This window comes from Bacillota bacterium (assembly GCA_018333655.1).
GTDB lineage: Bacteria > Bacillota > UBA994 > UBA994 > UBA994 > BS524.
Window position 1 is genome coordinate 63,987 of sequence record JAGXTJ010000010.1, and the last position, 19,285, is coordinate 83,271.

Consider the following 19,285-nt stretch of genomic DNA (forward strand, 5'->3'; position numbering starts at 1 on the left):
ATGCAGAGAAAGGCGGAATGGGGTATAATGTAGCCGTATGGAATTAGCGAGGAGGGATTGCGTGTTTAAGGCCGATACTCATATGCATACTATTGCTAGTGGACATGCTTGCGGCACAATCTGGGAGATGGCCAAGGCTGCTAGCAGTAAGGATTTAGAGCTCATTATCATCACGGATCATGGGCCGGCCTTGCCGGGTGGCCCCCACAAGTATTACTTCAGCACTCTAGCGTGGCTGCCGCCTGTTATTGAAGGAGTGGAGGTGCTGCGGGGAGTTGAAGCCAATATCATTGATGCGCAGGGAACTCTAGATCTCGAAGATCACTTTCTCTCCATGCTCGACTGGGTCGCAGTAGGCCTGCATGACGACTGCTTCGCACCAGGGTCGCGCGATGAGAACACCGCAGCCCTCCTCTCAGTTATACGCTCTGGGCGGGCAGATGTGATTGTCCACCCTGGTAATCCGCGTTTCCCCATTCATCATCGTGCTTTCGTGGCCGCGCTGGCTGACGCTGGCATGGCCATGGAGATGAATAACTCCTCGCTAGTATCACCCTTCCGCCGCGGGAGCGAAGTCAACTGCGAAGAATTGGGCAAATTAGCCATAGAATATGGCGTGCCCATTGTTCTCGGCAGCGACGCACACACGCCCTGGCAGGTGGGGGAAATCAATCATGCCTACAAACTAGCCGCAAGTTGTGGCATACAGCCTGAGCAGATTCTTAACTTCACCGCCGATGGCGTGCGCAAGTTCTTGGCTAAGCGCGGCAAAAAGAGATTCCTCACTGCGCCAGCAGAGTAGGGGGGACGGGCTTGAAGCATGATGTTAAGTTTGTCATTATCACCGGGCTCTCGGGGGCAGGCAAGTCACAAGCGGTGCGCGTGCTCGAAGACGCGGACTACTTTTGCGTGGATAATTTGCCGCCCGCCTTGGTGCCTAAGTTTGTCGAGCTCTGTACGCAGTCGGGCGGAAAGATTAAGCAGGCGGCCCTGGTTATGGACATTCGGGGTGGGGAGTTTTTTAACGCCTTGACTGAGGCCTTAGCCTACCTGCGCCATCATGAATGGCCGCATGAAGTGCTTTTTTTGGAAGCATCTGATGAAGCGCTTATTCGTCGTTTCAAGGAAACGCGGCGCCGACACCCGCTCAGTGGCGATGGAAGTATTCTCGATGGTATCAGAAGTGAAAGACAGGCTCTGCAAGAGCTAAGAGGTCGTGCCGACAAGGTTATCGACACGACTCACTTGACGCCAGCCCAGCTCAAAGAAGAAGTACAGTCACTTTTCTTGCGCCAAGGACAGAGTCCTGTTCTCTTGGTCAGAGTAGTATCCTTTGGCTTCAAACACGGGCTCCCCCTCGATGCCGACTTTGTTTTTGACTGCCGTTTCTTGCCCAATCCCTTTTATATCACTTCCCTAAAAAATCTCACTGGTCTTGACCAGGACGTTAAAGAGTATGTTCTCAAAGAGGCAGCCAGCCCCAAGTATCTCGACATGATTTATCAGATGCTAGAGTTTGTTATTCCCTACTGCCTGGTCGAAGGCAAAATGCAACTGGTGGTGGCACTAGGTTGTACGGGGGGCAGGCATCGCTCCGTCGCTCTGGCGGAGAGTTTGCGTGACAAATTGATGCAGGGCCGGCAGCGCACCGTGGTCGAGCACCGACATATCAGCGAGGGGGTGTGAGGGTGCGGCTGTGGAAATGGCTGTATCCCGGCCTGTGCATTAAGCGCTGGATTGTCCTAGCATTGGTGGGGGTCTTCTTTTTTATGACCGGGCTAGGGCTCCTGTGGGGGCGTGAGCTCATTGGCTTTGCGGAACGACAACTCCTTTTTTCTTTAGGACTCATATTCGGCACCCCAGCCTCGCTCTACGGCGGCATCTCCCTCATGGCCAGCGGCCTTCTCTTTCTCTTGGTGGCGGTACGGTCAATTATAGTTACCATCCTGCATACTTTAGCGCCAGAAAACGATCATAGTTTGATCGACGTATTGTTTGAACGCCGCCTCTTGCAGAGCGGGCCGCGATTGGTTGCTATTGGTGGCGGAACGGGGCTGTCTGTGTTGCTGCGCGGACTCAAGCGCTACACGAGCAATATTACGGCCGTAGTCACCGTGACTGATGATGGCGGGAGCTCGGGGAGGCTGCGCAGTGACCTAGGGATGCTGCCGCCGGGGGATATCCGCAACTGCGTCTTGGCCTTAGCTGATACGGAGCCACTCTTAGAGCAGCTCTTCCAGTATCGCTTCGCGGCAGGCGAGCTTGAGGGCCATAGCTTTGGCAATCTTCTTATAGCGGCGATGACCTCCATCACCGGCGACTTTCAGCTAGCCATCAAGGAGTTTAGCAAAGTTCTGGCCGTTAAAGGTCGAGTATTGCCCGTCACCACCACTTCCGTGCGCTTGGCGGCAGTGCTAGAAGACGGTACTAGGGTGGTTGGTGAGAGCAATGTAGGAAAGTGCAAGGGACGCATTGCAAACATGGTGCTCGAGCCCGAAAATGTTGCTGCGTTGCCCGAAGTGCTACAAGCCATCCACGAAGCAGATGCCATCATCCTAGGTCCTGGCTCCCTCTACACCTCAGTGGTGCCCAACTTGCTGGTGCAAGGTGTGAGTGAGGCGCTGCAGAACACCTCTGCCACCATCATTTACGTCTCAAACATCATGACGCAGCCAGGAGAGACAACTGGTTTAACTGCCGCTGACCACTTAGAAACCGTACATAAGTTTATCGGCAAGAGAGTAGTTGACTATTGTTTGCTTAACTCAGCCCCCATTAAGCCAGAGCTAGCTGCTAAGTATAGCGAGGTAGATTCTTTGCCGGTGACTACAGGCGGGGCCCGCCTGCAGCAACTTGGGTCACGGGTGATGGCGGAGGACTTGCTAGATGGAGGAGGGTTACTACGCCACGACCCGCACAAGCTAGCTCGCCGTATTATGCGAGTTATAATCGACCGCTCGCTCATCACCAAGCGACGTAAGCGATAGATATAGTATTTTAAGGAGGATGCAGATGAAAAGACCATTACCCCAAGCCGAACCTTTTCGCATCAAAGTAGTAGAGCCAGTGAGCATGACCACCCGTGAGGAGAGAGCCGCAAAAATAGAGGCCTCTGGTTTTAACCTCTTTGGTCTCAAATCTACGGATGTCTATATCGATTTGCTCACCGACAGTGGCACCTCGGCCATGAGCGACAACCAGTGGGCTGGCATGATGCTAGGCGACGAAGCCTATGCTGGCAGCAAGAATTACTACAATTTACTCGCAGCTGTAGACGATGTGATGGGCTTTCCGCATGTGGTGCCTACCCACCAGGGGCGCGCGGCCGAAAATTTGCTCCTCTATGTCATGTTGCGCGAAGGCAATTTTGTTCCGAACAATATGCATTTTGACACTACCAAGGCGCATGTACTACATAAGCGCGGGGTGCCAGTGGATCTAGTGCGGAGCGAGGCTTTTGACCCCACCTCGGAGTATCCTTTTAAGGGAGATATGGACTTAGGCAAGCTAGAGGACTTTTTACTTGAGCACGGCGATCAAGTGCCCTTGGTGCTCCTCACCGTTACTTGTAACAGCGGTGGGGGACAGCCTGTCTCTATGGCCAATATTCGCGGGGTAAGTAGCATTGCCAAGAAGTATAACAAGCCCTTTTTTATCGATGCCTGTCGCTTCGCGGAAAATGCCTTCTTTATTAAACAGCGCGAGGCTGGGTTTGCCGAAAAAACAATCGCCGAAATCGTGCGCGAGATGTTCTCCTATGCCGATGGTTGTACCATGAGCGCCAAAAAGGACGCCTTGGTAAATATCGGAGGCTTCCTGGCCATGCGCGATCTCAAGCTGTACCAGGAAACGAGCGGCTTGGCGGTACTCTTTGAGGGCTTCCCCACCTATGGCGGCTTAGCGGGGCGCGACATGGAAGCCTTAGCGCGAGGGCTCCGCGAAGTTATTGACGGTGACTACCTGGCTTACCGAGTGGGGCAGGTCAAGTACCTCGGCGACTTGCTAGTCAACTATGGTGTACCCATCATCATGCCGGTCGGGGGGCATGCCGTCTATCTTGATGCCAAACGCTTCTTGCCGCATCTACCGCAAGGGCAGTTTCCCGCCCAAGCACTAGGCGTAGAGTTATATATTGAAGGCGGCGTGCGCGGGGTTGAAATAGGCACTTGTCTTTCAGGGCGTAACCCCAAGACAGGAGATCATGACTACCCCAAGCTAGAGATGCTGCGCCTTACCATCCCGCGGCGAGTTTATACAGACCGACACATGGATGTTATTGCGGTAGCCTGCGCCAATGTGTGGGATCGCCGGGCTGAAATTACGGGGCTAGAGTTCACCTATGAAGCCCCCATCCTTCGTCACTTTACGGCCAGATTTAAGCGTCTTGGCTAAGAGCCGAGAAGAGAAAGAGGTGTGCCTGTGACTACTGCCATTGTGTGCGCCATGCATTCCGAGTTAGAGGTGCTGCGTTCCTCCTTAGACCTTGTGCCCTATGAAAGCAGCAGCCCTTTCACCCTCTACCAAACACGCGAGCAGGACATTGTAGCCATGGTCAGCGGCGTCGGCAAAGTTAATGCCGCCGCTGCTCTGGCTTGGCTATTGTCTCGCTTTGCTATAAAGCAGGTGCTAGCCGTCGGGGTGGCAGGTGGCATTGCCGCAGATCTTAGGCTAGGCGATGTGGTCGTTTGTAGCGGGGCCATTCAGCATGATATGGATGCCACGGCCTTCGGTTACGAAGTTGGCATGGTGCCTGTCCTGCGCAAGAAACTATTTGCGGCCAGCAAGGACCTAGTGCGCGAAGCACTAGAGGCGGGTGAAAAGGCGGATTTAGGCGTCGCCGTACGTGCGGGCCTCGTACTAACAGGGGACAAGTTTGTGGCCGGCAGAGAAGGGGCTAGCCTGAGGGAACTTTTTAGCGGCGACTGCGTCGACATGGAGACCGCCGCGTGGGCACAAGTTGCCGAGCTCTTCCAGGTGCCCTGGGTGGCACTGCGCAGCATCTCTGACCAAGCCGATGGCCACGCCCCCGCCGCCTTTAACGAATTCCTACCCCTAGCCGTCGCCAACATGAGCGCCGTAATCCTCGCCATGCGAGCGAAGTGAAGCGCGAAGCGCTAGGGACGGTTCTTCTTGCTTCACAGCGCCCATGATGCTATGCTTGCCTTGGAGGTGGGTAGATATGCCAAGACAGGCGAGAAGGGTTAATCCACAGGGATACTATCACGTGATGATGCGGGGCAATAATCGGCACCCCATTTTCGGTAGGCCCGATGATAAGGCGTATTATCTCAAGGTTTTGCAGGAGCATTGTTGCGAAGACACCTTAGCCATTGTGGCTTACTGCCTTATGGACAATCACGTGCACCTAGTTTTGCATGCCGCAAGTGATGCTTTTAGCAGAGCGTTGAGCCGCACCAATCTTAAATTCGCTCTGCGTTACAACACACGACAGAAGCATTGTGGGCATGTGTTCCAAGACAGATTTAGGAGCGAGATCATCGATGAGCCTCGCTACTTGCTGGCGGCCATCAGGTATGTGCACAATAATCCCGTCAAGGCAAAGCTCGTCAATGCCCCTAGGGACTACAGGTGGAGCAGCTATCAAGAGTACGTGAGCGAAAGCACAATCATAGATAAAGAGTTAATGGTAAGCGTGCTGGCAGAATATTTTAATGGGGATGTCAGCAAGTTCATCGCTTTTCATCGGCAACATGACGAGCATGAGTTTTTGGAGGACAGAGTCGACTTAGAGTTGCAGCGCCTAGAGCGTGGTCAGCGTGTTCTTTTAGCGTTTTGTGAGTCATATGGTATCGAGAATCCTAAGGAGGCCTATCGCAATCCCGAATTGTTGGCGACTTTGACGCATTATCTGATTGAGAACAGCCGATTAAGTCATAGACAGGTAGCGGAGTTGCTAGGCGTTAGCAGTAGCCGAATACACAGAGTAGCTTCGCGACAATGAGGGTTTTGGCGGTAGAGGGGGCAGAGTGAAGCGCCGAGAACCGTCCCTGGTGCGTCACTTCGGGAACAAATAGACTCGGTGTGGCGTCAATAAGGCAAAAGATATGCGGAGGTAGTGTTATGAGACGCAAATTTATTTTACCCGTTGCTCTTTTTGTCGTATTGGCCCTCGCAGCTGGGGTCCTAGTCAGTTTGCGCAACCCTGCCCTGCCAGAGATGTCTATGGGCAGAGGGAGCGAAGAGGCGTCACCGCCAGGCGTAGCCGGTAAGCAATCGGTGTCCTCTGATTTTGCCTTAACCGGGCGCAGTGCCGAGATTGTGGACCGCAAAGTAGTCACTCATGCCTCTTTGGCAGTGACAGTGCCCAAACTCGATGCTGCGCAAGCCGAAGTTTTAAGCCTCACCACGGAACTAGGTGGCTATGTGCAGAGCTCAAACTTTAATAATCATACAGAGAACCAAGCCTGGAATTTTACACTACGCATTCCAAGTGACAAGTCGAATGAGGCGGTGAGGCTTATTTCGGCACTCGGCACCGTACAAAGCAGTGGCTCTAATCGTCAGGATGTCACTGAAGAGTACATGGACCTAGAGGCTCGCTTAACCGTCATGCGACTCGAAGAAACTCGACTGCTAGAGCTTCTCCGCCGCGCCAACACCATTGATGACTACCTCAAGGTCGAGAGCCACCTTACGCGCGTGCGCATCGAGATAGAGCAGGCTACGGGTCGTCTTAAGTTCTTAACACATAGCGTCGATATGGCGACCATTGGCTTAACCCTTACTCCCGAGAGAGGCACAATTCTACCTAAGCCCGTCGGGTTTGCCGGTCTAGGACAACGCCTTAGTGCGGCTTTTAGGCAAGGGCTAAACGTGGTGGTAGAAATTGTAACGGGTGCCCTTGTCTTCGTGGTCGCCGCGCTTCCATTGTTCATCATCATCGTGCCCTTGCTCCTCATCGGCCTTGTTTTTTACCGCCGCATGAGCCCCACGAAGAAGCCTCCGGCAGCTTCATAGGATAGTACTTGTCCCTGTAGAAACCGAGAATAGTGGGCCGCCTAGTGGTAAACTAAGCTGGCCCACATATTTTTTATTACCAGTACATACCTTAGGCAGGGATTAGCCGCGTACTAAGCAGGAAAACTCATGCCAGCGGCTAATAAGAAAAGAGTGGAAGTCAATCGTTTTGATGGGAGGAAATTTGGTGAAAGAGCTTATCTCTCGTGCCCTTGCGGCGTCGACCGCAGATTACTGCGAAATCCGTATCGAAGAGACACATCAAACATCTATAGTCTATCGGGGACGTAACCTCGACGACCTAGCGCAAAGCATGCGCTATGGTGGCAATGTGCGTGCCCTAAAAGACGGTGGATGGGGGTTCGTTTCATTTAACAGCTTAGATAATCTCGAGGCCAAAGTTCACATGGCTTGTGAGCAAGCAGCGGCAATCGGTGCCGTAAAGCAGGAAGTGAGTCAACTAGCAGAAGTGCCTGTCGTGGTGCAAGAATTAGCAGCGGATGTCGTTCTGCATCCGCGGGAGGTGTCGCTTGAAGAAAAAGTAGAGCTATTCTCACGCTACAATGACCAAATTCTTAACTTTCACCCTGCCATCACGAGCTCGCTCGTGCGCTACTTCGACCGGGACATCAGGCTCTACTTTGGCAACTCCGAAGGAACATACGTCAAACAAGAAAAGGTGGATATAGGATGTGGCTTAAGAGCCATTGCCACCTCTGGTGACATTACCGTGCAAGAGGGCGTTAGTACCGGCAGTAACAGCGATTTTGGCTGTGTTCTAGGCAAAGAAGACGAACTGCGTAAAGCCTGCCAACTTGCTGTCGACCTCCTTCTCGCTCCTACCGTGAAAGGTGGGGAGTACACTGTTATTCTTGACCCGCATATGGCAGGTCTCTTTGTGCATGAAGCCTTTGGCCACTTGAGCGAAGCTGATGATATTACCGAAAACGAAGAGCTAAGGAATATCATGACGCTCGGCAAACGTTTCGGCAGGGATATCCTTAACATCTACGACACCGGCCTTGACCACGGCAACCGCGGAGCGCTCGCCTATGATGATGAAGGTGTGGCCGCACAAAGGACCGACCTCGTGAAAGATGGTATTTTGGTGGGGCGGCTTCACTCGCGCCAGAGCGCTGCCAAAATGGGCGAAAACCCGACCGGCTCGGCGCGCGCCCTAGATTACCGCTACGCCCCCATGGTGCGCATGCGTACTACCTGCATCGCCAAGGGCGAGACCCCTTTTGCGGAAATGCTCAAGGATATCGAACTAGGTGTCTATGCTGTCGGTGGATATGGTGGCGAGACAAATGGCGAAATGTTTACCTTTACCGCGAGCTATGGTTTTATGATTAGGCAAGGTCAAATCGCCGAGCTAGTCAAAGATGTTACCCTCACCGGCAATGTTTTTACCACTCTTGCCAATATCGACATGATCGGTGATGATTTCACCTTTGACAACAACGCCGGTGGCTGTGGCAAAGGATACCAGTCGCCGCTACCGACTTCCGAAGGGTCGCCTCACATCCGTGTGCAAAAGGTCGTCATAGGAGGTGCCAGTTAATGCGTGAGTTGCTAACACAGGCTCTTAAGGTTGGGGACCAAGCTGAGGTTTTTCAAAGTAGGGGTGAAAAGCACGCCGTTGTTTTTCAGGCCAGCAAACTGAAAGAGATAACATCTACAGAAGAACAAAGTACCACCCTGCGTCTTATACAGAATGGTCTTCTAGGTTCTGCCAGCGTCACGAAGCCAGACAGCCATGATATCTTGCTTAAGTACGCCGCAAACACCGTAAAGTACGGCAGCCCCATAAAGTATAGCTTCCCTCCACAGGCACAGTTACTGCAGCCCCGTGTTACAGACGAGAGGGTAAGGCATGTCACTCAGCAGGAAATGCTCGACATTGCGGGTGACTTGGTTGCGGCTCTCCACGCCTTCGACCCGAACATTAAGGCCATGGCGGAGGCGATTAAGGCTAGTGGCTACTTTGGCCTGTCTAACAGTAATGGTTTTGTGGCCGAAGGCGAATACACCGCCTGGTCAGTCGTTTTTGGTGGCGAGCTAGTGAGTGAGCGGGACGGGTTCTTGTTTATTTATGATGCCCTTTCAGGCACAGACTTCACAGCTGATGTGAGCCTTCTCAAGGCCAGAGTTATCGAGGCCTTTCGCCTAGCGCAAAACACGGCTAGTATCAGGGCAGGGCAGTACCCAGTCATTTTTGCCCCAGGTGAGGTTAGTTGTCTAGTTAATCCACTGGTAGCCTGCCTTAACGGCAAAGCAATATCGCGTGGGTTCTCGCCTTTTAAGGGTCGCCTAGGAGAGCTGGCCTTTGACCCACGGCTTAGCATAATCGACGACGCCACCATCGACGGTGCGGTAGGGAGCAAAGGCTTTGACCGTGAGGGCATACCAGCCACAAAGCGCAGCCTGATCGAAGGCGGTAAAATAAATGGCTACATGCTAGACTTACAAACGGCGGCAGAGCTTAACATGTCACCAACCGGCAATGGCAGCGTCAGCGGCCCGGTGCAAAACAACATCATTGTTCCCGGCGGCCAGGCAAGTTGGAGCGAGATGCTAGCGGGGATCGATGAAGGGGTGCTTATTGAGGGAACCATGGGGGCGTGGGCAGGTAACCCCTACGGCGGACAAGTGAGCGGCAATATTTCTCTCGGGTACAAGATTGAGAAAGGCCAGATCGTGGGCCGCATCAAGGACGCCATGTTCTCTGTCAATGTCTTCACTGATTTGCGAGACAACCTGGTAGCACTTAGCAGCGATAAGCTCTGGCGCGGCAATACCTGCTACCCCTACTTGCAGCTGGCCAACGTCAACATTAGCACCAAGAGTTAGTAGTGCGAAAACACGCCTGACAAAAGCAGGGTCTCCTCGCCATTGAGAGGACCCTGCTTTTCTTACAACTATATACGCGAGCCTAAGAGTATCAGGCGCATCGCCGTTTCAGCTGCTTTAGTTAGCAGTGCGTACGCGTCATCCATGCAGGCGGCTAAGGAGAGGGGGCCAGGGGTGATGGACAAGGCGGCCGTCATGCCATGGGCATAGAGGGCGCTTGCGCCCGGAAGCACTGCTCCTCCTAGGGCGACCACCGGCTTGTTGTACTTTGCCGCTAGAGTGGTCACGCCGAACACGGCCTTACCTTGGGCTGATTGACCATCTACACTTCCTTCGCCGGTGAGAACCAAGTCTGCTGTGGCGATGGCGTTTTCAAGACCTACGGCCTCAGCCACAACGGCAAAGCCTGGCGTGAGCGTAGCTTGCACAAACACCATTAGACCGGCGCCTAGGCCGCCTGCGGCCCCTGCCCCGGGTGTATCAGAGACGCTTATACCTAGCTGCTCCTTGATTATTGCCGCATAGTTAGAGAGGGCGGAGTCTAGAGAGAGCACCATGTCTGGGCTAGCGCCCTTCTGGGGCCCATACACTGCCGAGGCACCCTGTGGCCCGACGAGGGGATTGTTGACATCACAGGCCGCGATGACGGTGCATTCCCTGAGCCTAGGGTCCAGTGTCGAAACATCTATCGTGTCTAAATCGCGCAAAGCTAAGCCACCACAAGGTAGCTCCCGCCCTGTGCCGTCAAGGAACTTCGCACCAAGGGCCGTGGCCATGCCAGTACCACCGTCGTTAGTGGCACTGCCCCCTATGCCGATAATAATTTTCCTGTATCCAGCGTCGAGGGCGTGGCGGATAAGTTCACCTGTGCCAAAAGTAGAAGTGAGTGTGGGGTTACGCCTGTCTTCAGTCAAAAGCAACAAACCGGAGGCGGCAGCCATTTCGATGACCGCCGTTTTGGCGTCGCCGAGAACCCCCCAAGTTGCGGAAACCGTGTCGCCTAGGGGCCCTCGAACTTCGCTCATCCGTGCCTCTCCGCCACTGGCGGTCAAGAGGGCGCGCACAAAACCTTCGCCCCCATCGGCAATAGGCTTAAGCTCTAGCACTGCCTGAGGCATGGCGGCAGCTACTCCCTCCGCCATAGCGCTTGCCGCATCCACGGCCGACAGACTTCCCTTAAAAGAATCTGGTGCAATGACAATGCGCACAAAGAGTCCCCACTTTCACTAACCCTGCCGGCTCGCTCTAAATTCTATACATAGTAGCCGCTCACCAGAAGTGCTTACTTTTCGCTTTTCGTCTCCACAGGTGAAAGAAGATAGGCAATGCATAGTTTGGCCGTAGCCTCTAGTGCTTGCGTATGCGTGCGCTCATGGGCATGCGAAGCGTCAACGCCTGGTCCAATCAAGGCTGCGCGCACATTGGCTCCGGCACGTAGTGCGGCGCCAGCGTCAGAGCCGTAGTAGGGGTAGACGTCAAGGGCATACGGCAATTCCTCCGCCTCCGCGAGCGTTACCAGTTTTTTGCGTAGTGCTAGGTCGTATGGGCCACCTGAATCTTTGACGCAAATGGAGACATCAAATTCGGTGCACGATAGGCCATTGCCGATACAGCCCATGTCAACAGCCAGGAACTCGACAGTCTCTGTCGGCGTGCCGAAACTCGCGCCATGGCCTATTTCTTCGTAAGAAGTGATAAAGAAATTGGTGGTGTGTGGTAGCCGCAAACCTTCCTCGTGAAAGTACTTGGCCACACCGAGCAGCACGGCGACACTGGCCTTGTCGTCAAGGTGCCGTGATTTAATGAAGCCTGATGGCGTCACGGTAGTGCGAGGGTCAAAGACGACAAAATCACCTACCCCGATGCCAAGGCGCAGGACGTCTTCCTTGCTCTTTACAACTTCGTCCAGGCGTATTTCCATTGTATCGTCATCGCGGTCTTGCTTTCCTGACTCCTGTCCGTAAACATGGGTGGACTGCTTGGTGGTAAGGATGGTACCGGTGTACTTTTGCTCGCTAGAGGTTATAATGGTACAGTGTTCACCTTCGACGGAGTTCATGGTGTAGCCGCCGATCTTGGCGAATTTGAGTCGCCCACTGCCCTTAATCTCCTTGACCATGGCCCCTAGGGTGTCGACATGGCCGCTTAAAGTGCGCTGTTCGGCGTTGTTTTTGCCTTCTAGGGTGGCGATGAGTCCTCCCTTAGTCAGGTGACGCGTTTTAAGGCCCCACCGCGCAAATTCAGCGCTTATTGAGGCTAGCAACTCGTCAGTGTAACCCACCGGGCTAGGTGAGGTTGCCAGGCGCACTAATTGCTCTATAATATAGGTGGTATCGACCTTAGTCATCATGTTTGTCCCTCCTCTTGTTGTCTAGTTGCGTGAAACCACACATATTATTAGCTATTTTCGCCGATTTTCCTTTTTTCCGTGCAAGAAATTTCTGTTGTTGTTAAGTATTATTACGGAGGTGTGTCTATGTCAAACAAGCAAATCGCTACCATCGCCACAGAAAAAGGTAATTTCACGGTGGAGTTGTTCGCCCAGCATGCGCCAGGCACGGTAGAGAACTTCACCAAACTCGCCAAGGCTAAATTTTACGACGGGCTGACCTTTCATCGCTGCATTCCAGATTTCGTCATACAGGGCGGCTGCCCAGAGGGCACGGGTAGAGGTGGCCCCGGGTACCACATTAAGTGTGAAACCGCGGGTAATCCCCACAAGCATGTGCGCGGCGCCCTTAGCATGGCCCACGCCGGTAAGGACACAGGCGGTAGCCAGTTCTTTGTTGTCAGGCAGCCGCAGCCCCATCTTGACGGCAAGCACACCGTATTCGGCCAAGTTACTGACAACGTGGACTTAGTCGATGCCATTGCGGAGGGCGATAAAATTATTAGTGTCACCATTCACTCTAGCTAGAGCACCTGCGCGGCAAACTCAAGCGGCGCGTAAGGACAAAGACAGAAGCCATCTTGCTTCTGTCTTTCTTCGGGTGTGCGCAAATTGAATGCTCGATCGTGGGTACTAGTCTGAGCAGGATCATCCGAACAGTTCTAGGGGATATGGAGGCGGACCGCATGTATCTCGACGCTCTCTTCAGGAAAGTGTTTTGGTCTGAAACACTAGTTCCCGCTCTACTCAGAATGTTGACCGCCGAATATCCTGTAGGCTACAACTGTCACCAGTGTCGGCACCAGCAAAAGTCCTATAGTGAGGGGGTATCCGAATTTTATACCGTCCAAAGCAGCTCCTACGACTAAGCCTGCGCTGCCGCCTACAAGACTTCCGACAATTGTCGAAAAGCGAGTGGATTTCACATCTGCTAATTTCGGGAGTAGTTTGGCAAACAGTAGCATAAAAACTAAAGTAGTTCCCACTGTTATGATTGGCACTTGCAAGTTAACGCCACCCAGCCAAACCAGTTATGAGTAAAATATCCAGAGGTGCACCTGCTGCGGCGCCTGCACCCCCGCCTACAGCGCTTCCAACCAACTTCGCAGTGGCTGACGGGTTGACTCCCGCTAATATTGGAATATATTTTGCACCAAGCTTCACTCCTAGAGCAACAAGGGCCGCAGTGATAATGGGATTTACATCCGCTACGAGTAGCACTTCCCCATTAGTCACCAACACTCTAAACTCATCAAAGGGTACTACAATTGCGCCTCCAGCTGTTGGCACAACAAACCCATCCGCATGTTTTTTAAGCGGGACCATCTGCCCATCAACAGAGATAGTGTCACTCAGTACAATTGGAATGCCGACAAGTCCTTGCCTAGTTTCTGCAACAAGTACGATCTGATCATTGATAAACCTGACTTCGGCATCTATGTGTAACTGTTTTTGATGTCCTTGCCCCTGCCTTTGCGCGTTACCTCTGTCGTTTCCGCGACTAGCGACAACTGGAGTAGCAAATGCTGATGCGATGAGTATGGCCGTCAGAAAAACAGAAGTGATCCGAAACATCGATTTCATTGAGAACCCCACCTTCCTTAAGGTCGCCATCGTTGCTTTGCAAGTATTAGCAATCTCTCCGTTCTTTCCACCTAAATTTATTGCAGCCAGCTACTTTGGCAATTTAAGTATAATCCGCTCCTACATAACAAGTCAAGCATAATTGCAAAAAAACCATGATAGTCTCCTATAACTTCCATCCAACAGGAAACGATGACATTCGCTTGGGCACAGCTAGCCCATCGCTAGGTGCGCCTAGCGGATCACCTTCGACAACCAGGATTTTTGCACCAAGACAGCATGTTCCGGGCATAGTTCTTGGCAGCAAAAACAGCTTATGCACTTATTCATATCAACTTGCGGCAGGCTGTTCTGGGTTAGAAGCATGGCCTGCGGCGGGCAGCTCTCGACGCAGATGCCGCAAGAGATGCACTTTTCGCCGTCAAAGGCTAGGCGAGGCTTGAGATGAAGTGCGAGAGCGCGCGCGAGAGGTGAGGAGCCTAGCCTGCGGAGAAAAGAGGGGCGGCGCCCCACATTAGGAGTAACAAAGGGTGTGACTGCTGGCTTCTTGCCAAGCAGAGTGATCTCGGCAAGTGATGCGGACAAGAGCCCGAGTGCCTGAGCAGCCTCTATGGTTGGCACCGTTTGGGGGTCAAGGCCCATAATTTGCGCTGCCACAACGTCAAGAGCGTGCATATCCCGGCTCAAAAGAAGCGCACCGCAGTGCTTCGGTGTACCACTAGAGGGCCCTTCGCCTTCCATAGCCTCAACCGCATCCACAATCGTCAGTTCAGGCTGCGTTAGCTCGGCAATCTGCACCAGTGTGCGGCAAAAGTCGCCAATGGCTGGGTAGCGCAGATGGTAGTCGATTTTCGTTAAGCCAGGGACTAAGCCAAACATGTTTTTTGCGGCGCAGGTGAGTATGGTCAGGCCATGTGTTTTAAGTTTGGGCATATTAATGATGAGGGCAGCGTTAACGGCAGGACTAAGCAGCATGGCTGTGCCGTACTCCGGATGCCGGGGGTCATGCACCTTGACCACCGAGGTGTCAAAATTTAGCGCAGCCCCTGTTTCTTCGGCCACGGCCGCAAAGCCGCACTTCTCGTAAGCCCGTTTAAGTGCACCTATAGTGTAGGGCCCACCCGGGCTATCAATGATTACTGCCTTCCCTCCGCACTCCTTAACCAGGAGGCACACTTCGCGCACGAGGCCGGGATGGGTGGTGATGGCTCGCTCAGGGGTCTTGCCCATGAGCATGTTCACCTTGATGGCCACCGTGTCGTTTGGTTTAATCATCGCCTCGAGACCTTGCGGCAGGAGCAAGCTAAGGCCTTCACGTAAGGCCGTGTGGAGCACTTCTGGAGAATAATTTTGCGCATCTACGACGGCTACAGTCTTCATCACAAGGCACCTCCGAAGATTGAGAATAGCTGGTCATTTTACTAGACAAGGAGCTTGTATTCGTGTAGTATAAGCCCATTATAGTCGGAAAGGGTGCAAGGTTGTGGCTACAAAAAGAGATGTGCTCGAGAGAGTCAAAGAAGACAAGGTGCGTTTTGTGCGTCTGCAGTTTACGGACATCCTAGGTGTCAATAAGAATGTGGCCATTTCTGTGGACGAGCTAGAAACAGCGCTCGACGGGCAATTAATGTTCGATGGCTCTTCTATCGAGGGTTTTGCGCGTATTGAAGAATCCGACATGTTGCTTAATCCCGACCCCGCGTCTTACGCTCTCTTTCCCTGGACTAAGGACAAGGCGCCGACGGCCCGCCTTATTTGTGACGTTCTTAACCCAGATGGCTCGCCCTTTAGCGGTTGCCCACGGGGCACCTTAAAGCGAGCGGTGGCCGAGGCTAAGTCTATGGGCTTTGTCATGCAGGTAGGTCCTGAGGCGGAGTTCTTTCTCTTTAAGCGCGACAGCGACGGCGGGCCTACCACCATCACCAATGATCGCGGGGGTTACTTTGATCTCTCACCCATCGACCGCGGCGAAGATGCCCGCCGAGACATTGTTCTCGCCCTTGAAGAGATGGGCTTTCACGTCGAGGCCTCGCATCATGAGTGCGCACCTGGGCAGCATGAAATAGATTTTAGATATGCAGATGCACTTACTGCTGCAGATAATGTTACCACATTCAAGCTCGTTGTTCGCACTATTGCCATGCAACATGGTTTGCACGCTACCTTTATGCCCAAGCCCCTCTTTGGCGAGGCCGGCAGTGGCATGCACATAAATCAGTCTTTATTCTCAAACGGCTGCAATGTCTTTTTCGACCCTGAGGCCCCTCGTCAACTGAGCTCGGTGGCCTTGTCCTACCTAGCGGGTCTGATGCGCCATGCGCTAGAGTTCTCGGCCATCACTAATCCGCTCATTAACTCCTACAAAAGACTGGTGCCAGGCTACGAAGCGCCGGTTTATGTGGCTTGGTCAGAGCGCAATCGCAGCCCCCTAATTAGGGTTCCAGCTCGCCGCGGCAATGGCACTCGCCTTGAACTCCGCAGCCCTGACCCCTCCTGCAATCCCTACTTGGCTTTTGCCGTGGCGCTCACGGCAGGTTTGCAGGGCATTAGAGAAGGTTTGACGCCACCGCCCCCTATGGAGTGCAATATCTACCATCTCGGAGAACAGGAAAGATCTAGTGCCGGCATCGCCTGCTTGCCGGGCAGCTTGCAGGAAGCGCTGCAGTTCTTCGCTAACAGCGCCTTGATGCGTCAAACCTTGGGGGAACACATTTTCACACGGTTCATCGCCGCCAAACAGGCAGAGTGTCGACTATATGAGACTGCGGTGCATCCTTGGGAGCTAGACAGGTACCTCTCTATTCATTAGATAAGGGCACCCAGGCACAAGGCAAGCGTAAGCCCAGCCCCCCGCCGAAATGTGGGGGGCTTGTTGCAGGTAATTCTCCAGGCAAGTGGAATACTCTAAGCAGTGGGTAGAGTCAGGGGGACAGCAGATGACCTTCACAGAAGATGTAAAAAGCGAGCTAGTGCGTATCATCGATGGCGAGGCCTGTTGTCGCCATAGCGAACTCGCCGCCGTTATTAGGCAGAGCGGCATCCTGCAGCTTTCACGTGCCGGTGGTATGGGGCTGAACGTACATACGCAGAATCCTGCTGTGGCGCGCTTAGTCCTGCAACTGCTCAAGGAGCATCAGCCTTTGGCCAGGGTATTTATTCGTCGTCGCTCGGCTTTTCGCAAGAACCGCATGTACCTGCTCTTTGCCCCAGAGGCAGACAAGGTGCTGGTAAATGTAGGGCTGTGGGACAGCCAAACGCGTAGCCTAATTTCGCGTACCACACCGCCAGAACATATCTGCTGTCATCGGGCCTACTTGCGAGGTGCTTTTATCATCAGTGGCACCATCAGTGACCCAAACCGCACTTCGTACCATCTAGAGATGGTTTGTGAATATGAGGAAACTGCTACTTACCTCTGTAGAGTGATGGAGGCGGTGGGGCTGACCCCGCGTCTGGCGCGTCGCAAGGAGCTTTTTGTCGTCTACCTTAAAGAAGGTGAGCAGATCGTCGACTTTTTAAACCTTACTGGGGCTCACTCAAGTTTGCTCAGGGTAGAAGATGCCCGTGTCCGCAAGTCTATGCGCAACCAAGTTAACCGTTTGGTCAACGCGGAGACGGCCAATCTCCATAAATCTATTTCTACCGCCTGGCGGCATATAGAGAGTATCAGGTATTTAGATCAAGTGGTTGGTCTTAACAATTTATCTGCCAATTTGCGCGAAGCGGCAGCGTTAAGAGGCAAGTATCCCGAGGCCAGCCTGCAAGAGCTAGGGCTTTACTTTCAGCCGCCACTGAGTAAGGGTGCTGTCAATCATCGTTTGCGCAAATTAGAGGAGCTTGCCCGCCGCAGGGGCTTTGGGGGAACAGAGTAAAGATGATGGAGGCACGCGCTAGGGTAGTCGTCGTCAATGAGGTCATGCATTTTCGGCCTTTAGCCCGTCTAAGGGAGCTGGCCACGCAGTTAGACATGGAGCTGTTGCTCGTCTATGGCGGCGACACTCTGCCCATATCGCGCATCTTGGGGCTTATCGGGTGGGAGCTGGTCAAGGGTGACGAGCTTGAAGTAATCGTGCGCGCGAGCGGTGACGTTGCCTCTCGGCTCGCGGCGGTCGTGGCCTTTATGCAAGGAGGCTGTGGCGAGAAGTAGAATGTAAAAAGCAAAGGAGGTAGTCCGGTGCGCCCTGAGCTACAACAAGCGCCAAGCCTGCGCCAACATCTAGTCATGACGCCCGAGCTCAGGCAAGCCATACAGTTGTTGCCGATGACGGCTGCGGAGTTAGAAGCCTACTTGGTGCGAGAGGCGGCTGAGAATCCGCTCCTTGAAGTGGAGCGCTCGAATTTTGAGTTGCCGTCTGGGCTTAGTTTCGGTGTTCTGCGCGCGCCTTGCGTCGCGGAGCCAGCCGACCCCCGCGCGGACTTGCGTTTAGAGGTAAATCTCTGTAGAGCGCCGTATGCGGTGCGGCAGGCGGCTAGCATGCTCGTAGACTCGCTCGACGAGCGTGGTTACCTCCCACCCCTCGATGCCGTTCTGGCAGATGAGCTTGGGGTTAGCCTGGCGCTACTCTGGCAGGGGAAGGCTCTCTTGCAGTCGCTTGGTCCGGCCGGTTTTGCGGCCGAAAACCTAGGCGAGAGCTTGCTACTTCAGCTCGCACAGGCCAACAAGGTCTCGGCCGATACCGAGAGAATCGTCACTATGTACCTTAGGGAAGGTTGCCCGAGTGCGGACAAAGTGGCGGCAATTCTAGACTTGCCCAAGCCACAAGTGCAAAAAGTACTCGCAGAGCTGCAAAACTGTAGCCCCTCCCCAGGGGGTGCTTATGCAGCGCGGCACGAAGTGGGCACAGTGTACCCAGATATCTGCATTGTGAAGACGAGCGGGGGTTATCGCGCCAAAGTAAATCAGCCTGGCGTCAACGAGATAAATATGAAGCGAGTGTTTCACGAGTTGTTCGCCTGTGCTGACCAAGGAACAAAAGAGTACCTGCGAGCGCGCTACCATGAAGGTCTGTGGCTCGCACGAGCCATCAAGCAGCGGCTTGCTACTCTCGAGCGCCTCGCAGCTGCACTCATCAAGTTTCAATACGCCTTTCTTGAACATGGCAAGGCCTCTCTACGCCCCTTGACCATGTCTGCCGTGGCGAGCGAAGCGGGCGTGCATGAATCCACGGTTAGCCGGGCCGTGAGCCATAAGTTCGCCCTTACCCCGCAGGGGGTCGTACCCCTTAAGAGCTTTTTTTCGTCCCATGTGCACTCTCTCGGGGGCGAAGTTGCTTCTTTGGCCGTGAAAGAGAGAATTAGTCAGTTGATTGCTGCCGAAAACAGGAAATCGCCTTTGACCGATAGCCAGGTGCAAGACCTTTTAACTGCTGAAGGCATCAATATCAGCAGGCGTACCGTGGCCAAGTACCGTGAGGCTCTCTCTATTCTGCCGCGCAGTCATCGCAAGGCCTGGGCAAGAGGGTGAGGCTCTCTGCGCTTTAT

The 19,285-nt window shown here is 53.7% G+C and carries 18 protein-coding genes; 14 read left to right on the forward strand and 4 right to left on the reverse strand.

Features of this window, described 5'->3' with window-relative positions; translation table 11 throughout:
* The first annotated feature begins 37 nt into the window (after nucleotides 1–37).
* The 9 genes from KGZ92_02600 (at nucleotide 38) to KGZ92_02640 (ending at nucleotide 9,831) form a co-directional block, all read left to right on the forward strand.
* The gene (locus KGZ92_02600) at nucleotides 38–802 is read left to right on the forward strand and encodes a phosphatase (protein MBS3888177.1); all 765 of its coding nucleotides are present in this window, start codon (nucleotides 38–40) and stop codon (nucleotides 800–802) included.
* Nucleotides 803–813: 11 nt separating this feature from the next.
* Nucleotides 814–1,686 (forward strand): RNase adapter RapZ, encoded by an 873-nt coding sequence (gene rapZ / locus KGZ92_02605; GenBank protein MBS3888178.1) that lies wholly within the window; start codon nucleotides 814–816, stop codon nucleotides 1,684–1,686.
* Nucleotides 1,687–1,688: 2 nt separating this feature from the next.
* Nucleotides 1,689–2,987 (forward strand): YvcK family protein, encoded by a 1,299-nt coding sequence (locus KGZ92_02610; GenBank protein ID MBS3888179.1) that lies wholly within the window; start codon nucleotides 1,689–1,691, stop codon nucleotides 2,985–2,987.
* A gap of 25 nt (nucleotides 2,988–3,012) precedes the next feature.
* Nucleotides 3,013–4,392: a tryptophanase gene (locus KGZ92_02615; protein MBS3888180.1), complete on the forward strand. Its 1,380-nt coding sequence runs from the start codon at nucleotides 3,013–3,015 to the stop codon at nucleotides 4,390–4,392.
* Nucleotides 4,393–4,419: 27 nt separating this feature from the next.
* Nucleotides 4,420–5,103, forward strand: coding sequence for a 5'-methylthioadenosine/adenosylhomocysteine nucleosidase (locus KGZ92_02620; protein ID MBS3888181.1), 684 nt, complete (start codon nucleotides 4,420–4,422; stop codon nucleotides 5,101–5,103).
* Between the two features lie 76 nt (nucleotides 5,104–5,179).
* On the forward strand, nucleotides 5,180–5,962 hold the full coding sequence (locus KGZ92_02625) for a transposase (GenBank protein ID MBS3888182.1): 783 nt from the start codon (nucleotides 5,180–5,182) through the stop codon (nucleotides 5,960–5,962).
* A gap of 119 nt (nucleotides 5,963–6,081) precedes the next feature.
* Nucleotides 6,082–6,978, forward strand: a complete 897-nt coding sequence (locus tag KGZ92_02630) for a DUF4349 domain-containing protein (GenBank protein MBS3888183.1) — start codon at nucleotides 6,082–6,084, stop codon at nucleotides 6,976–6,978.
* Nucleotides 6,979–7,165: 187 nt separating this feature from the next.
* Nucleotides 7,166–8,542 (forward strand): TldD/PmbA family protein, encoded by a 1,377-nt coding sequence (locus KGZ92_02635; GenBank protein ID MBS3888184.1) that lies wholly within the window; start codon nucleotides 7,166–7,168, stop codon nucleotides 8,540–8,542.
* Nucleotides 8,542–9,831 carry a TldD/PmbA family protein gene (locus KGZ92_02640; protein MBS3888185.1) on the forward strand — a complete coding sequence of 430 codons (1,290 nt, stop codon included), beginning with the start codon at nucleotides 8,542–8,544 and terminating at the stop codon, nucleotides 9,829–9,831. Before KGZ92_02635 ends, KGZ92_02640 begins: the two co-directional genes overlap by 1 nt.
* A gap of 68 nt (nucleotides 9,832–9,899) precedes the next feature.
* Here KGZ92_02640 and KGZ92_02645 read toward each other — a convergent pair whose 3' ends face one another.
* Nucleotides 9,900–11,039 carry a glycerate kinase gene (locus KGZ92_02645; protein ID MBS3888186.1) on the reverse strand — a complete coding sequence of 380 codons (1,140 nt, stop codon included), beginning with the start codon at nucleotides 11,037–11,039 and terminating at the stop codon, nucleotides 9,900–9,902.
* Nucleotides 11,040–11,113: 74 nt separating this feature from the next.
* On the reverse strand, nucleotides 11,114–12,178 hold the full coding sequence (locus KGZ92_02650) for a M42 family metallopeptidase (protein MBS3888187.1): 1,065 nt from the start codon (nucleotides 12,176–12,178) through the stop codon (nucleotides 11,114–11,116).
* Between the two features lie 129 nt (nucleotides 12,179–12,307).
* On the opposite strand from KGZ92_02650, the gene KGZ92_02655 reads away from it, so the two are divergent.
* Nucleotides 12,308–12,748 carry a peptidylprolyl isomerase gene (locus KGZ92_02655; GenBank protein ID MBS3888188.1) on the forward strand — a complete coding sequence of 147 codons (441 nt, stop codon included), beginning with the start codon at nucleotides 12,308–12,310 and terminating at the stop codon, nucleotides 12,746–12,748.
* Between the two features lie 480 nt (nucleotides 12,749–13,228).
* Here KGZ92_02655 and KGZ92_02660 read toward each other — a convergent pair whose 3' ends face one another.
* Together KGZ92_02660 and KGZ92_02665 are read right to left on the reverse strand one after the other, a co-directional pair.
* Nucleotides 13,229–13,804 carry a hypothetical protein gene (locus tag KGZ92_02660; protein ID MBS3888189.1) on the reverse strand — a complete coding sequence of 192 codons (576 nt, stop codon included), beginning with the start codon at nucleotides 13,802–13,804 and terminating at the stop codon, nucleotides 13,229–13,231.
* Nucleotides 13,805–14,038: 234 nt separating this feature from the next.
* Entirely contained in the window at nucleotides 14,039–15,187 is a 1,149-nt protein-coding gene (locus KGZ92_02665) for a DUF362 domain-containing protein (GenBank protein ID MBS3888190.1), read from the reverse strand.
* A gap of 100 nt (nucleotides 15,188–15,287) precedes the next feature.
* Between KGZ92_02665 and glnA the strand changes: the two genes are divergently transcribed.
* From glnA to rpoN, 4 genes are all read left to right on the forward strand, one after another.
* The gene (gene glnA, locus KGZ92_02670) at nucleotides 15,288–16,613 is read left to right on the forward strand and encodes a type I glutamate--ammonia ligase (protein ID MBS3888191.1); all 1,326 of its coding nucleotides are present in this window, start codon (nucleotides 15,288–15,290) and stop codon (nucleotides 16,611–16,613) included.
* A 127-nt stretch (nucleotides 16,614–16,740) separates the two neighbouring features.
* A complete protein-coding gene (whiA, locus tag KGZ92_02675) occupies nucleotides 16,741–17,676 on the forward strand; it encodes a DNA-binding protein WhiA (GenBank protein MBS3888192.1) in 936 nt (311 codons plus the stop codon).
* A 2-nt stretch (nucleotides 17,677–17,678) separates the two neighbouring features.
* Nucleotides 17,679–17,951, forward strand: a complete 273-nt coding sequence (locus tag KGZ92_02680) for an HPr family phosphocarrier protein (GenBank protein MBS3888193.1) — start codon at nucleotides 17,679–17,681, stop codon at nucleotides 17,949–17,951.
* Between the two features lie 27 nt (nucleotides 17,952–17,978).
* A complete protein-coding gene (gene rpoN, locus KGZ92_02685) occupies nucleotides 17,979–19,268 on the forward strand; it encodes an RNA polymerase factor sigma-54 (protein MBS3888194.1) in 1,290 nt (429 codons plus the stop codon).
* Nucleotides 19,269–19,285 lie beyond the last annotated feature (17 nt).